General features: G+C 45.0%; 12 protein-coding genes. All 12 read left to right on the top strand.

The window, feature by feature from the left end:
* Positions 1 to 4: 4 nt before the first annotated feature.
* The 12 genes from ACO1VH_RS07605 (at position 5) to ACO1VH_RS07660 (ending at position 15229) form a co-directional block, all read left to right on the top strand.
* A complete protein-coding gene (locus ACO1VH_RS07605) occupies positions 5 to 799 on the top strand; it encodes an ABC transporter permease (RefSeq protein ID WP_486243900.1) in 795 nt (264 codons plus the stop codon).
* Entirely contained in the window at positions 799 to 2016 is a 1218-nt protein-coding gene (locus ACO1VH_RS07610; RefSeq protein ID WP_486243901.1) for an ABC transporter ATP-binding protein, read from the top strand. The genes ACO1VH_RS07605 and ACO1VH_RS07610 overlap by 1 nt, the downstream gene beginning before the upstream one ends.
* Positions 2013 to 2903, top strand: coding sequence for a class I SAM-dependent methyltransferase (locus tag ACO1VH_RS07615; RefSeq protein ID WP_486243902.1), 891 nt, complete (start codon positions 2013 to 2015; stop codon positions 2901 to 2903). The genes ACO1VH_RS07610 and ACO1VH_RS07615 overlap by 4 nt, the downstream gene beginning before the upstream one ends.
* A 282-nt stretch (positions 2904 to 3185) precedes the next feature.
* Positions 3186 to 5696, top strand: a complete 2511-nt coding sequence (locus ACO1VH_RS07620) for a glycosyltransferase family 4 protein (RefSeq protein ID WP_486243903.1) — start codon at positions 3186 to 3188, stop codon at positions 5694 to 5696.
* A gap of 71 nt (positions 5697 to 5767) precedes the next feature.
* Positions 5768 to 6766, top strand: a complete 999-nt coding sequence (locus tag ACO1VH_RS07625; RefSeq protein ID WP_486243904.1) for a glycosyltransferase family 2 protein — start codon at positions 5768 to 5770, stop codon at positions 6764 to 6766.
* A gap of 165 nt (positions 6767 to 6931) precedes the next feature.
* On the top strand, positions 6932 to 7882 hold the full coding sequence (locus tag ACO1VH_RS07630; protein ID WP_486243905.1) for a glycosyltransferase: 951 nt from the start codon (positions 6932 to 6934) through the stop codon (positions 7880 to 7882).
* 9 nt (positions 7883 to 7891) lie between these two features.
* Positions 7892 to 8689, top strand: coding sequence for a class I SAM-dependent methyltransferase (locus ACO1VH_RS07635; protein ID WP_486243906.1), 798 nt, complete (start codon positions 7892 to 7894; stop codon positions 8687 to 8689).
* Between the two features lie 65 nt (positions 8690 to 8754).
* On the top strand, positions 8755 to 9567 hold the full coding sequence (locus ACO1VH_RS07640) for a class I SAM-dependent methyltransferase (RefSeq protein ID WP_486243907.1): 813 nt from the start codon (positions 8755 to 8757) through the stop codon (positions 9565 to 9567).
* Positions 9567 to 10523 (top strand): lysylphosphatidylglycerol synthase domain-containing protein, encoded by a 957-nt coding sequence (locus ACO1VH_RS07645; RefSeq protein WP_486243908.1) that lies wholly within the window; start codon positions 9567 to 9569, stop codon positions 10521 to 10523. The genes ACO1VH_RS07640 and ACO1VH_RS07645 overlap by 1 nt, the downstream gene beginning before the upstream one ends.
* Positions 10524 to 10689: 166 nt before the next feature.
* A complete protein-coding gene (locus ACO1VH_RS07650) occupies positions 10690 to 12996 on the top strand; it encodes a hypothetical protein (RefSeq protein WP_486243909.1) in 2307 nt (768 codons plus the stop codon).
* A 341-nt stretch (positions 12997 to 13337) separates the two neighbouring features.
* Positions 13338 to 14375 carry a GDP-mannose 4,6-dehydratase gene (gene gmd, locus ACO1VH_RS07655; RefSeq protein ID WP_486243910.1) on the top strand — a complete coding sequence of 346 codons (1038 nt, stop codon included), beginning with the start codon at positions 13338 to 13340 and terminating at the stop codon, positions 14373 to 14375.
* A complete protein-coding gene (locus ACO1VH_RS07660; RefSeq protein WP_486243911.1) occupies positions 14372 to 15229 on the top strand; it encodes a GDP-mannose 4,6-dehydratase in 858 nt (285 codons plus the stop codon). Before gmd ends, ACO1VH_RS07660 begins: the two co-directional genes overlap by 4 nt.
* The last annotated feature ends 16 nt before the right edge of the window (positions 15230 to 15245 follow it).

The following is a 15245-nucleotide window of genomic DNA, read 5'->3' on the forward strand; positions in this document are numbered from 1 at the left end:
GCACATGGTTCCCTACCTTTCCGATATTTACCGTTTCCGCGGCTTCATCCTCGGTAGCGTCAAGCGCGAATTCGCTTCTCGTTACCGTAATTCCATGCTTGGAGTTTCATGGCTGGTATTGCAGCCGCTAGCACAGATACTGGTGTATACGCTGATCTTCGCTAATGTGATGCGGGCGCGCTTGCCTGGCGTGGACACCGCCTTTGGTTACAGCATCTTTCTGTGTGCGGGAATTCTGACATGGGGGTTGTTCACCGAAATGGTGGCACGTTGCCAGAACATGTTCATCGACAATGCAAATTTGATGAAGAAACTCAGTTTTCCGCGCATTGCATTGCCTGTGATTGTCGTGCTCAATGCCTGCATCAACTTCGCAATCATTTTTGGATTGTTCACCTGTTTCCTGATTGCTTCAGGTAATTTCCCCGGTTGGCCATTTTTTGCAGTGCTGCCGATTCTGTGCGTGCAGATCCTTTTTGCGCTTGGTCTGGGTATGGTCATTGGCGTGCTGAACGTATTCTTCCGGGATGTGGGGCAACTTTTTGGCATTGTTCTGCAGTTCTGGTTCTGGCTGACCCCCATTGTCTATCCGTTGACAAGTTTGCCGGAGTGGGTACGGCGGTTGGTGATGCTGAATCCGATGACGCCAATAATCAATGCCTACCAGACCATCATGGTGCATGATGCATGGCCGCAATGGGTGCAGCTTGTCCCAGTTCTGGTTTGGGCGTTACTACTGTGTTTTCTCGGATTGTGGTTGTTCCGTAAGCATGCTGGCGAAATGGTGGATGAACTCTGATGGGTACTATTACTGTCACCAATCTTGGTAAGGCTTACAAGCAGTATCCAACACGCTGGTCGCGTTTGATCGAATGGTTGGACCCGCGTCGTAAGCCTCATCATCAACTACATTGGGTACTACAAAACTTGGATTTCAGCGTGCTTTCCGGGGAGGCTGTTGGCATCATTGGTATAAATGGAGCAGGTAAGAGCACGCTACTGAAGATGATCGTTGGTACTACCCATCCAACCACCGGTAGGGTGCAGATGATGGGGCGAGTTGCGGCACTGCTCGAACTGGGCATGGGATTCCATCCGGATTTTACTGGACGTCAGAACGCTATCATGGCAGGTCAACTGTTGGGCATGACCGCCGAGGAAGTCCTATCTCTTATGCCAGAAATAGAGGCCTTCGCTGAAATTGGTGACTACATTGACCAGCCGGTACGAGTCTACTCTAGCGGTATGCAGGTACGTCTGGCATTTAGTGTAGCCACGGCAGTCCGCCCCGATGTATTGATCGTAGATGAGGCTTTGTCGGTGGGGGATACTTATTTTCAACACAAAAGCTTTGACCGCATACGTGAGTTCCGTAAACAAGGTACTACGCTGTTGATCGTGTCGCATGATAAGGCAGCCATCCAGTCTATATGTGACCGTGCCATTTTGCTCGATAGTGGAAAATTGGCGATGGAGGGAAAGCCTGAAGCAGTAATGGACTACTACAATGCGCTTCTTGCCGAGAAAGAAGATCAAATAGTACGCGGAAGAATAGACGACGGAAGAGTGCAGACTACCTCTGGAACAGGGGAAGCAACTGTTGAAAAGATTGAGCTATTGAATGATAAGGGACAGCGAATTGAATCAATAAATGTAGGTCAACTAGTCACTCTTTTTGTCAAGATTAAAGCGCATGCCCCTATTCCTTGCCTCGTTTTAGGTTACATGATCAAGGACAGATTGGGGCAACCTATGTTCGGTACCAATACTCATCATATGAGAATCCCTCTAAACGAAGTAAGGGAAGGGGAATCAATAGAGTATCGCTTTACTTTTTCTGCCAATCTTGGAAGTGGCAACTATTCTGTAGCAACGGCTTTGACTAATGCTGATACACATTTGCAGGACAACTATGAGTGGCGTGATTTAGCATTTCTATTTACCGTTGTTAACTATGATCGTCAAGAATTTGTGGGATGTAACTGGTTAGCGCCGGTTGTTGAGGTGAAGCGATGAGTGATTCTTTTTATAGGGAATTTGAGGATAGGTATCGGGGTTCGCGTGACTTGATTATTTCTCGTTTGAAGGTGTATTTGCCCTTTGTCCTCCCGTTGCAGGGCTTATATTCTCAGTCCTCAATAGTAGATCTTGGCTGTGGAAGGGGGGAGTGGCTGGAACTTATGCAGTCTGCTGGATTTGATGCGCGAGGAGTAGATCTGGATGAGGAAATGCTCGCCGGTTGCCGTCAATTGGGCCTAAATGTCGAATCTGGTGATGCCATTGCATTTCTAAAAAAATTGCCAAATGAGAGTCAACTCGTTGTCTCAGGTTTTCATATTGTGGAGCATATCTGTTTTTCAAATTTGCAATTATTGGTACAAGAAGCCTTGCGTGTTTTAAAACCGGGAGGACTATTAATTCTTGAAACACCTAACCCAGAAAACATTGTGGTTGGTACGGCCTCTTTTTATTTAGACCCGACACATCAACGGCCCATTCCTTCGCAGCTTCTCGCATTTTTGCCAGAATATTATGGCTATAAAAAAGTGAACGTATTGCGTTTACAAGAACCGGAATCGGTAAACGATAAACATACAAATTTGCTGACGGTTTTGGAGGGAGTAAGCCCAGATTATGCCATTGTGGCTCAGAAGATGGCGAACGCTGACGTCCTTGAGAGAAATGCGGAATTTTTTGAAAGGAGATATGGCGTAACGTTGGAAATGCTTGCTTCGGAATATGATCGGAAAATGTTGTCTAAGATAGGGGAGATTGAGGCTAGGGTACAACAAGTTGAAAGAGTATTAGACACGATACGCAATAGTATTTTATGGAGGCTTACGGCCCCACTCAGAAGAATTGTTAGTGTGGTTAAAAAATTAGGCAGGCCTAGCCAACTGTAAAAGATATATTGGAAATGATGGGGATGGCGTGAAAGCAAGACTTAAGACGCTGTTAATACATATAGCGTTGTATATCAATTGTAGGCCAGCACTTAGACGTGTTGTGATGCGTATATTAAATCACCTACCCACTCAGAGGCATTGGTTGAGAATGATGATGATAAGAGTATATGCCTCTCCTCATCAGTCAAGACGTATTAGCGTAGAAAATTTGTCTCCCCGTGGCCAGCAAATATACGCGCAACTTAAAACCGGTATTCAGGGAAAACAGGGAAGTAATTAATGCGTATAGTGATTGATTTGCAAGGAGCACAAACCGAAAGTCGCTATAGGGGTATCGGCCGTTATTCTCTTTCTCTGGCACGGGCAATTGCGAAACAGGCCACAGCACATGAGGTTTTTATCGTGCTGAACGGTCGTTTGCATGAAAATATTGAGGAGTTATTCCAAGCTTTCTCGGGATTGATTTCTAGGGAAAATATTCGCATTTTTGATGTGCCTGCTCCATTAGCTGAAGTTGATCCAAAAAATTTAGTGCGTAGCCGGGTTGCAGAAAAAATTAGGGAAGACTTTATTCAACGGATGGACCCCGATGCCGTACTGATAACAAGTCTGTTTGAGGGGATATCCGATGATGCTGTGGCTTCGGTGGGAGCTTTTTGTGACGGCGGGAATACAGCTGTTATTTTGTATGACCTGATCCCGTTATTAAATCCGAAGGCTTATCTGAATACGGATGCTCACAGAAATTTTTATCGACAAAAAATCCAATATCTAAAAAATGCTGGGCTGCTACTCGCAATATCTGATTATTCCTGTCAAGAGGCAATTGAAACGTTAGGAATTGCGCCTAGTAAAGTTGTCTCTATTTCTACGGCTATAGATGAAAGATTTCGGATCTATTCTCGGGAAAAAACTTTCCCCCTACTACAACGGCTTGGTATTTCCAAAAAGATGGTGCTATGTGCTCCTGGCGGATTTGATCCGAGAAAAAACATTGAGAATCTGATTCAAGCGTATAGCTTATTGACACCAGAAATACGATCTGACCATCAACTGGTGATTGCCAGCAAAATGACGGAAGAGAATAAAAACCGTCTAGAGAAAATTAGAAAAAGTACAGGCTTAAAGGACGATGAGCTGATATTGACGGATTATCTCCAAGATGAAGATCTTGTGAAACTATATTCCGAAGCGACATTATTTGTGTTTCCATCGAAGCATGAGGGATTCGGCTTGCCTGTTTTGGAGGCGATGACGTGTGGAGCTCCGGTGGTTGGATCTAATGCGACAAGCATCCCTGAGGTGATTGGGTGTGAAGAGGCGTTATTTGATCCGGATTCCGCTGTTGCCATTTCCCAAAAAATGAATAGAGCGCTTTCGGACGTATTGTTCCGGGAGAGACTTCGTCAAAACGGGATGGTTCAATCCCAAAAATTCTCATGGGACGATTGCGCAAGAAAGGCGATTAAGGCGCTCGGAGATTTGAAGTCTTCAGCTGGCAATAGAGTTTCTCCGAATGATTCGAAATCGCTCATAAGCTCGATAATGCAGACCCCAAAGATTAATGAGATCGGTGAAGAGGAACTTGCGGAAATTGCAGAATGCATCACATTTAATTTGCCTCTTGCGAGAAGTCGGGAAGTTTTATTAGATATTTCTGTTCTTGTCCGAGAGGATGTGAAATCAGGAATTCAACGAGTGGTACGAAGTTTGTTGCTGGCATTACTTTCATCACCGCCAGATAATGTTGCTGTAAGGCCGATTTATTTTGATGATGCAGGCAATTATAGATATGCCAATCATTTTGTCTCCAAGATTGCAGAACACTCACTATGGGAAGGTGAAGATGAAATTGTTGAGTTTCACCAAGATGACATCTATCTGGCGTTAGATTTGAATGCACATTTGGCTTCCTTGGCACATCCATATCATCAAGTGTTAAGAAGAAGAGGCGTGCAGCTTTATTTTATTGTTTATGATCTTTTATTAATTCATCATCCTGAGTGGTGGGTCAAGGGCATCAGTCAGATTTTTGAGAGCTGGCTACGAAATATTTGTGATGTTGCATCGGGCTTACTTTGTATTTCTGCTTCCGTTGCAGATGAGGTACATGAGTGGTTGAGACAGAATCCACCTAAGCGCCAAATTTTGCCGAACGTTCAAAGTTTTCATCTAGGAGCGGATATGCAGAATAGCGCTCCGACGCGGGGCGTCCCAGATGATGCATCGGATGTTTTGAGTAAGTTGGCAAAGCGGACGACATTTTTGACGGTGGGTACGTTGGAGCCTCGTAAAGGACATGCGCAGATGTTGAAGGCATTTGAACGTCTTTGGCAACACTATGAAGATGTAAATTTGGTTATTGTTGGGAAAAAAGGTTGGTTGGTAGAGCCTCTAGTGGCAGATCTACAGTCGCATATTGAATTGGGACATAGGTTGTTCTGGCTGGAAGGTATCAGCGATGAATATTTGGAGAAAATTTATTCATGCAGCGATTGCCTAATTGCTGCGAGCGAGGGCGAAGGGTTTGGATTGCCTCTGATAGAGGCTGCACAACATAAAAAACCTCTTATTGTTCGTGATATTCCAGTTTTCCGAGAGGTCGCGCAGAATCACGCATTTTATTTTTCGGGTACGGAGTCTGAAGATTTGGCGATTGCGATTGAGAACTGGTTGCAATTACATAAACAAGGATTAGCCCCCAGCTCGGAAAACATGCCATGGCTGACTTGGAAGCAGAGTGCCGAGTTATTGAAAGAAAAACTGTTTCCTCGGAATAGTTTTTCATAGATGCAAGAATTTTCTTGCACCTATCCTCTAGATAACTAGAATGGCGGTTTCAAAAATAAGGGGAGGAAATTTTGAAACTTATCATCCAAATTCCCTGTTTCAATGAGGCGCAAACACTATCTATTGCGTTGTCTGCGTTGCCGCGAAAGGTCCCGGGATTCGATGTAGTGGAATGGTTGATCATCGATGATGGTAGCAAGGATGATACGGTTCACGTGGCTCGTGAGAATGGGGTTGATCATATCGTCCGTCATACCTGTAATCAAGGATTGGCCCGTGGTTTCATGACAGGATTGGACGCTTGCCTTCATCTAGGTGCGGATGTCATCGTCAATACTGATGCAGATAACCAGTACAACGCGGACGATATTCCCGCCTTGACTGCGCCCATTCTGGAACGCCGCGCTGACATCGTGGTAGGTGCGCGTCCGATCGAGACGATCGAGCACTTTTCGCCCATCAAGAAGATGCTGCAAAAGCTAGGAAGCTGGGTTGTTCGCGTGGCGAGTAATACTGATATCCCTGATGCGCCAAGTGGTTTTCGTGCAATGAGTCGCTCTGCAGCGCAGCGTTTGATGGTCTTCAATGATTATACCTATACGTTGGAGACGATTATTCAGGCAGGGCAGAAAAACATGTCCATTGTGTCAGTGCCTATTCGAGTCAATGAAGACTTGCGTCCCTCTCGTTTGGTAAAAAGCATTCCGTCTTATATCAAACGTAGCGTTATCACCATCATTCGTATTTTTATTATCTATCGGCCGTTCCGTTTTTTGGGAGCAATCGGAGCGATGCTGTTTAGTGTTGGTACTTTGTTGGGCTTGCGATTTGTATATCACTATATTAATGGCGATGGCGATGGACACGTACAGTCAGTAATTCTTGCTGCGATATTCCTCGGAGCCGGTTTTCAGACCTTGTTGGTCGCGATCATTGCCGATTTGCTGGCCGCAAATCGCAAGTTGATAGAGGATGTGCGAATTCGCTTGCGGGAAAAAGAGGAGCAACAAGTAGGGCATTTGCCTGTAACTCGGATGACTGCTACAACCGAACTTCAGGAGTGGCAGTAACTCATGCATATTGTGATGTGGGGGACTTATGACGAGGGGAAGCCCCGAGTCAGAATTTTACGCCGAGGTTTAATTGAGAATGGTGTAACAGTTTCAGAGTGTCACACAAACGTGTGGGGTGCAATTGAGGATAAAAGCCAAGTAAAGGGCGGGTGGCGTCGGTTAATGTTATTACTGAAATGGTTAGCGAGCTACCCATTTCTTATCTGGCGTTTTCTTCGTCTTCCTAAACATGATGCGGTTGTTGTCAGCTATTTAGGCCATTTAGATGTATTAATTTTGTGGCCATTCGCACGGCTTCGCGGTGTCCCTATCATATGGGATGCGTTTTTATCGCTGTATAACACCGTAGTGGAAGATCGGCGAATGCTTTCGCCACGTAACCCGCTAGCGCGGCTGCTATGGATGTTGGAATGGTTGGCCTGCCGGGCTGTGAATCGTGTGGTTTTGGACACCCGTGCTCACGCCGACTATTTTGTGCGGACATTCCAATTGCCTGTACAGAAAACGGCGGCGATCTTCGTTGGAGCAGAGCCTGAGGTGTTTCCACCGCTATCAACGAAAATATCGAATGCCGTGCCTATCGTTGTTTTTTATGGTCAATTTATTCCCTTGCATGGAATCGAAACCATCATCAAGGCTGCGCGAGCTGCGCAGCAGGACGATATTGATTGGGTGATTATTGGCACTGGTCAAGAGGCGAAATGGATACGTTCCATGCTTGATACCAGCCCTATTCCACGTTTAACGTGGATTCCTTGGGCAAAATATTCCGAGCTAAGCAATTGGCTCCAACGTGCTTCTGTTTGTCTAGGAATATTTGGGAATACCGAGAAAGCTTCGCTTGTTATTCCCAATAAAGTGTTTCAGATACTGATGAGTGGTAAGCCCCTTATTACCCGCGATTCTGCAGCTATAAGAGAATTGATAGAACCAGGAAGTGTAGGCGTGTGGCTTGTCCCACCATCGGATTCCACAGCGCTGCTGGATGCCGTTCGTGAGGCTGTCCGTACTGTGGCGGCCGAAGGTATGCATGAACAGTTTAGACGTCAGATCGTTCCTGCGTCCTTGGGATTGCGTTGGCTGGAGCTTATAAATATGAACAAATCGGTATAAAGCTACCTTATGGAATATCACCCGTTATACGGTCTCAGTGTTACGGAAAAAGCATGGGTTCCGGCGCCCAGTTTTCTCTTAAGAAGGGACAGAATATTGCGCTTGATGGACGGTTGTCGACCTGGTCGGCTTCTTGAGATTGGGTGTGGCGCTGGAACAATTTTGTATGAGCTGAGCCAACGGAAGTTCATATGTGAGGCGTTGGAAACATCATCCGCTGCGTTGGAGGTGGCTACACATGTTAACGGTGAAAATGTCACCTTTCATAAGGAAGCAAAGTGTGACTGGAATGATAAGTTTGACTATGTGTTTGCTTTTGAAGTTTTGGAGCACATTGAGTTCGATCAGAAGGCATTGGTAGATTGGTATCGTTGGATAAAACCGGGTGGAACGATATTGATATCGGTGCCAGCTCATATGAAAAAGTGGACGTCATCCGATGTATGGGCCGGACATTATCGGCGCTATGAAATGCAACAAATTAAAGATCTGATGATGGTTGTTGGATTTGAGATTGAAAAAATTGAGACTTACGGCTTTCCATTATCCAATCTGTTGTTGCCGCTAAGGGCGCGAGTACACGCGCGAAACTTGAATGGAGAATCATCAGCGGTACGTGCAACTAATAATGATCGAAGTGGTGTGGAGCGAGATGCAGAATCGCGACTATATCCTATTCTTAAAAGTTTTCCAGGACTAATGGCTATGCGCCTTGCTTTACTACTTCAGCATCATAGTCGTTTCAAAGATTGGGGGACCGGCTATCTTTTACTGGCAAAAAAGCCTATGGGTGTTATGCCGAAATAATTTCAATTATAAAACTTGGCTAATAAAAAATTGCCGAGTTGCGAAGATTCTTATGGAGATCATTAATGGAATTAGAGCCAACAGGCGAGCGGATGGTCGAAGAGTTCTACCATAGTTCACCACAAAACTTTCTTATATATTTGTTTCATATTGCGACGTACAACTTTGCGGCTGAATTTGTGCATGGAAAGAAGATTCTTGATTATGGATGCGGCAGTGGTTATGGAACGCATCGTATAGCATCATCATGTGACAATATTATTGGAGTAGATATTGCTGCAGAGGCTATCGAATATGCTCAAACAAATTACGTTGCCAATAATTTGACGTATCAAAAAATTGAACGTGCCGACCTTGCGCCGCTTCCATTCGACGACTCTAGTTTTGATACTGTCCTCTCATTTCAAGTTATAGAACATATAGAGGATGTCGGACCGTATTTATCGGAAATCCGTCGAGTATTGAAGCCGGGGGGGGTGTTCGTGTGTGCAACTCCTGATCGATCCACTCGTCTTTTTCCAGGTCAAAAACCTTGGAATATGTGGCATGTACACGAGTACGATGAAGAAGGCTTGGGCCATGCGTTGGGATCTTATTTTTCTACCATTAATATACTTCGCATGGGCGGGAAACAGTCCGTGTTAGACCTGGAGATAAAACGCACAAAAAAGTTGATGTGGTTAACGCTTCCGATTACGTTACCGTTTCTGCCGGAAGCTATGCGAATTGGAGGGCTAAAGATGTTGAAACGTCTGGCTAACCAGAATAAACAGGCAGCACAAAAAAATGCGGGCCCATTTAGTTTCAATGAATCAGATCTCATGATTGCACGTGATGTGTCACCTAGTGTCAACTTGATTGCGGTGGCACATAAATAATGACAATGAAAGCGTTATGGCGCTTGGCAAGCATTGCAGTGGCCTTGATGTCTGGAGTGTATTTTCTGGACTATGCAAGTAAATACATTCACGATATTCCGTCGAGCATATGGGCAATTGACAATATTGCGGTGTTTGGCATCTGTATTTTATTGTGGATCGTGAATATTTCCCTTGGGGCCATAATTTGGCAGCGGATTTTAAAGGACTTTGGGATACGGTTTGAGTTGGGCAGAACATTAGGCATATACGCGTTAGCTCAATTTGGAAAATATCTGCCAGGGAATGTTGGACATCATGTGGGGCGGGTTGTCTTGGCAAAAGCAGCCGGTATTCCTGCCCGCACCACAGGCCATTCGATGTTGAATGAATTTCTATGGAGCGTAAGTGCTGCATCGTGCGTTGCGTTGTCAGGGTTAGTTTATTTCAGTTATGAAGCGCACCGTGCTAACGATATTTCACTCTCTATTCTTATAGCGGCGGCAGTTTTCTCCATGTTGTTGCCGTGGCTCGTGGTTTGGCTTTGTAACTTTTTTTTGTTGAGATATGGCAAGCGCTATTTCGGCAGTGATGGTATTGAGTTTCCTCGTCTCCATACAATGCTCTTCTGCTGGTCTGCCTATCTTGGCAGCTTTCTTATCATGGGACTGATAATGGATCTTCAGGCCAAACTCATTTTTGGCGCTACGAACAACCACGTGCTGATGCTCTCAGGCATTTTTGCTTTATCGTGGATTGCTGGGTATGTAGTGCCTGGTGCACCAGCGGGGCTTGGCGTACGGGAGGCAATTCTATTGTCTTTTATGACGCCGCTTTATGGCGGCAGTGTTGCAGTCGGACTAAGCCTCGCCCTAAGGTTAGTCACAATATTGGGAGATGGGATCTGTTTTTTGCTGGCGTTATTTGCGCGGCATCTATTAAAAAAAAACAATGCTAAAACATTGGTTGAAAGATGACTGGAGGCACCATTGGGTTAAGCGCTTAATAATTCTTGATGAAGCACTTCGTTTTTTCTGCCATTACGGCATCGTGGCTTCGAATATGACTAAAGGCGCAAATTAAGTAATAGACATGGTAAATATGAATTTAAGTTGGAATGGCAACAAAGATATGAATTCGTTCATGAGAAATAAACAGAGCGAAGAATATATTTACAAGTTTGTTATTTTGCTATGTTGTTATTTACTTGGCCTTATTCTACAGGGCGCAATACCTTTCTTTGGCTTAACGACACTTGGACAATCTGTTGCTGTCGTTGGCTACCCAATTAGTTTTTTGCATCAAGAAACATTCAGCCTATATGCATCACATATGGGCTTCCCGTCGCAATCCCCTATGAGCACCATGCTCGCTCCGGCATTAGTCATGGAGTTCTTCTTATTTATAGGGGCCAGCCCTGCTAACTCAATAAGTCTCGCTTTTATAGTTTGGTATTCATTTGGCTTTTTGGGTTTGTGCTCTATCGCAGCAAAATGTAAGGTGAATTTTTTTAATTGTGCTTTTTTGGCTTTGCTTTGGATGAGTTTCCCCATTATTTGGAACTCAAAAGGCTACATACATTTGCATTTTGGATTTGTTTTTTTTCCTTTTCTTTTTTATGTTTTGCTTTCGCTGATAGATAGTATTTTTTCTAAAAGGCTTTTCTTTTATATATTTCTTTATGTGGCAACAGTAATCGTCCTTGCATTTACTGACGGTTATGTATTTATGTTTGCAGCAGTTTCATCCTCTATTTTTTTTGTGTCTCATTTTATTTTTAATAAAGAAATTAGAAGAAAACTATTTGCAGTTATATATCCTGTACATGTTGTCGCATTCTTGAGTGCCTATATATTGTTCAGTTCATATATTGGCATGTCTGAGTTTGAATCTTCTCCCATTGATTTCTTTAGGGGATGGGGGATGGATTTGTCCTTTGCTTTGTTGCCAACTTCTGGTGTGCATTGGTTTTGGGACTTGTTGGGCTTCTCTACTACAAGACTGAGTAGTCAATTTTTTGGTGATTCCTCTGTTTGGATTACAACATTTATATTGCCATTGTTTGCGGTTGTATTTATTGCTTCATTCCGATTGAATAAACGTAATGCAACTTTTTTTGCAGCATTGGCTATAGGACTTTTTAGTTTCTATATGTCACTCGGTCCATCAGTTAAGTTTTTCTCAACTAAGAAAGAATATGAATCTGAACAAAGAGTAATGAAGAAGGAGCAGGCGATATTTCGTACAGGCAGTGCCATCTTGTCTACAAATATTCCTGGTTTTAGAAATATGCGCGCTTCCTATAGATGGATTTTTCTTACATATTTTTCTTTGTGGTTTCTCTTCGTTTTATATTTATCTGGAAAGTCTAAGTGGATAAATTCTTTTTTAATTATTGGTCTTTTCTTATTGTATGTCCCGAATATCCAAATGGTTATTGATGAAAAGGAAGGGAATTACAATAATTTTAAAGATATCAATCATGAATTATTGAGCTCTTTGAGAGAAAAACTTTCCGTAGGCGAAATAGTTGCGTTTTTACCTAATGGGAACGATTTTTTTGTTAATTATTTAGCGCCAGCATTGAACATAAAGACCTATAACATAGGGGGGGATAAAAATGTGACTGCTGCGCAATTGGGTTGGCCACCCGAAATGCTTGCTTTAGGAGGAAAACTTGATGCTTTTAAAGCTCCGATCGCAGTAAAAATGTTAATTGATGGCACTGCGGATGTTTTAGTTTTGCCTTACTTTGACATGCTTAAAGCCGCACACTATTGGCCATGCGGGCGCCTAATACCTAGCCAATTAAATGAAGAGCAACACGAATCTTCCCGTCGTATTTCTAAGTTTGTCTGCTTGAGTGAACGAAAGGCAGAGCTTCAATCTTTCATTGCTACTTTACGTGAGTCGCCTTATGTGGAAGTGTCGGACTCCGAGCTATTTGCCACAGTAAGATTGCGTCCTGAATTTTCAGGGGAATTCGCCCGTGCGGTATTGCGCGCTGCTGATTTGGAGAATATTCGATACCCAATTTTATTAAATTCAGAATTTGATAAAAGCTTATATGTGCTTAGAGAGGGATGGTATCCACTGGAGGCGCATCATGTCTGGTCGAGAGCTGTCGCAAAGTTGGCACTTCCTATTCCAAAAGGATGTGAAAAGAATAATTGCTTTGCAGTTCTAAAATTTGGTGTTTTTGGTGCGAGTCCGGAACGACTTATTTCAGTTAACTTCAATAGTGCGGAGCAAGGATGGCAATGGTCTCAGAGAATAGTGGCAAATTCAGCAGATGTGATCGAAGTAAATGTTCCACTGGCTGGGACGGAGGGGGTACGAAGAATTTTAATTTCAATACCGGAAGCGACATCGCCAAATGCCTTGAATCTCTCAGTTGATGCTCGCGTGCTTGGCATTGCTCTTCAGCGAATTGAATTGCTACACCAATGAAGATCTTAACGAAAAGAAGCTTACGAATGAGGGCGGGTGTCACAATTGCATTGCAACTAATTATGGTCCGGAAAACAGTTTGAATATTTAAACCTATTGAAGCTGTTATTTTGATGTTGAGGCTATCACGCCATTGTCTTCCTTGTATCTCCTACGGAAGCTGATCTCATTAAATCCTCAGTAGCTCTACTTTGTCATAAGGTCAAGACGTCCCCCCGTGCTGGGAAACTGCCGTGAGCTTAGCATGGGGGTGACTCGATGGTGTACTCGTTCTCTTTATGCATGCGATGAATTAAAAATTACGTTGGGTATAATTCGAGTTTTTAAATATTACATAGACAATGAAAAAAACAGCCATTGTTACCGGTATATCAGGTCAGGACGGCGCATATCTCGTCCAACTTTTACTTGACAAAGAGTACGTTGTTTACGGCACCTATCGCCGTACTAGTTCCGTCAACTTTTGGCGTATCGAAGAATTAGGTGTTCAAAATCATCCTAATCTTCATCTTGTCGAATATGATCTGACTGACCTGGGAGCAAGCATTGCCTTGGTACAGAAAGTGCAGCCGGATGAAATCTACAATCTGGCCGCACAAAGTTTTGTTGGCGTCAGCTTCGATCAACCCAGCACGACGGCCCAGATTACCGGCATCGGCGCGCTCAATCTACTGGAAGCGATCCGATTGGTGAATCGCAAGATTCGTTTCTATCAGGCTTCCACTTCGGAGATGTTCGGCAAAGTGCAGGCGATTCCGCAAACCGAAGATACGCCGTTTTACCCGCGTAGCCCCTACGGTGTAGCCAAGCTGTATGCGCACTGGATGACCGTCAACTACCGTGAAAGTTACGACATCTTCGGATGTAGCGGTATCCTGTTCAATCATGAAAGTCCATTGCGTGGCCGTGAATTCGTGACGCGAAAGATTACCGATTCGGTTGCCAAGATCAAGCTGGGCAAACTCGATTGTCTGGAGCTAGGCAATATTGATGCAAAACGCGACTGGGGTTTTGCGAAGGACTATGTCGAAGGCATGTGGCGCATGCTGCAGGTAGATGAGCCGGATACCTATGTCCTTGCCACGAACCGGACGGAAACCGTGCGTGATTTCGTCACGATGGCCTTCAAAGGCGCAGGCATTGCGGTGGAATTCAAGGGTAAGGCCGAGGAAGAAACGGCGATCGATGTGGCAACCGGCAAGACCGTGATGCGCATCAATCCGAAGTTCTATCGCCCTGCCGAAGTGGATCTGCTGATCGGCAACCCAGCCAAGGCCAAGGCCAAACTGGGCTGGGAACCGAAGGCCACATTGGAAGAGCTGTGCCAGATGATGGTGGAAGCTGATCTGCGCCGCAACAACGAAGGATTCTCGTTTTGAGGATTCTGGTTACAGGAGCTGATGGATTTACCGGCCGCCATTTCCTCGCCGCTGCCGAAGCGGCGGGACATCAGGTGATCCCGCTGGCGGCGGACTTGAAGGATGCGGCAGCGTTGAAGGACGCGGTTTTGGCTGCGACGCCTAATGCAGTTGTTCATCTGGCCGCGATCAGTTTCGTTGGGCATGCCGATACCAGTGCTTTCTATGACGTGAATGTTGTCGGCACGCTGAACCTGCTGGATGCCTTGGTGGCGTTGCCGCAACCTCCGCGCAGTGTGTTGTTGGCAAGCAGCGCCAATGTTTATGGAAACACAGAGTGTTCCCCTATCGCGGAAACGCAACCGCCAGCGCCCGTGAACCACTATGCGATGAGCAAATTGGCCATGGAGTACATGGCGAGAACGTATGCGGATCGGTTGTCCTTGTTCTTCACGCGCCCCTTTAATTACACAGGGCCGGGGCAGGATGCATCTTTCGTCATTCCCAAGCTTGTCGCGCATTTCGCACGCCGTGCGCCTGCGGTTGAATTGGGCAATCTGGATGTCGAGCGCGAGTTCAACGATGTTCGTTTTGTCTGTGAAGCTTACTTGAGTTTGCTGCAGAAAGCCGTACCGGGTGAGGTGTACAACATCTGTACGGGTGCTCCGCTTACTTTGCGTGCGGTGATCGACCTGTTGAAGCAGTTGACTGGTCATGATCTTGAGGTCAGCGTGAATCCTCGCTTCGTGCGTAGTAACGAGATTAAGCGGCTCTGTGGCGATCCTGCCAAGCTGATCGATGCAATCGGCAAAGTTCCGTTGCCACCTTTGCAGGAAACTTTGCAGAACATGCTTGAGCAGGCTTCACCGGAATGATGCGGCTAGGATTTGG

The sequence above is a fragment of the Oxalicibacterium sp. genome, from assembly GCF_057353965.1.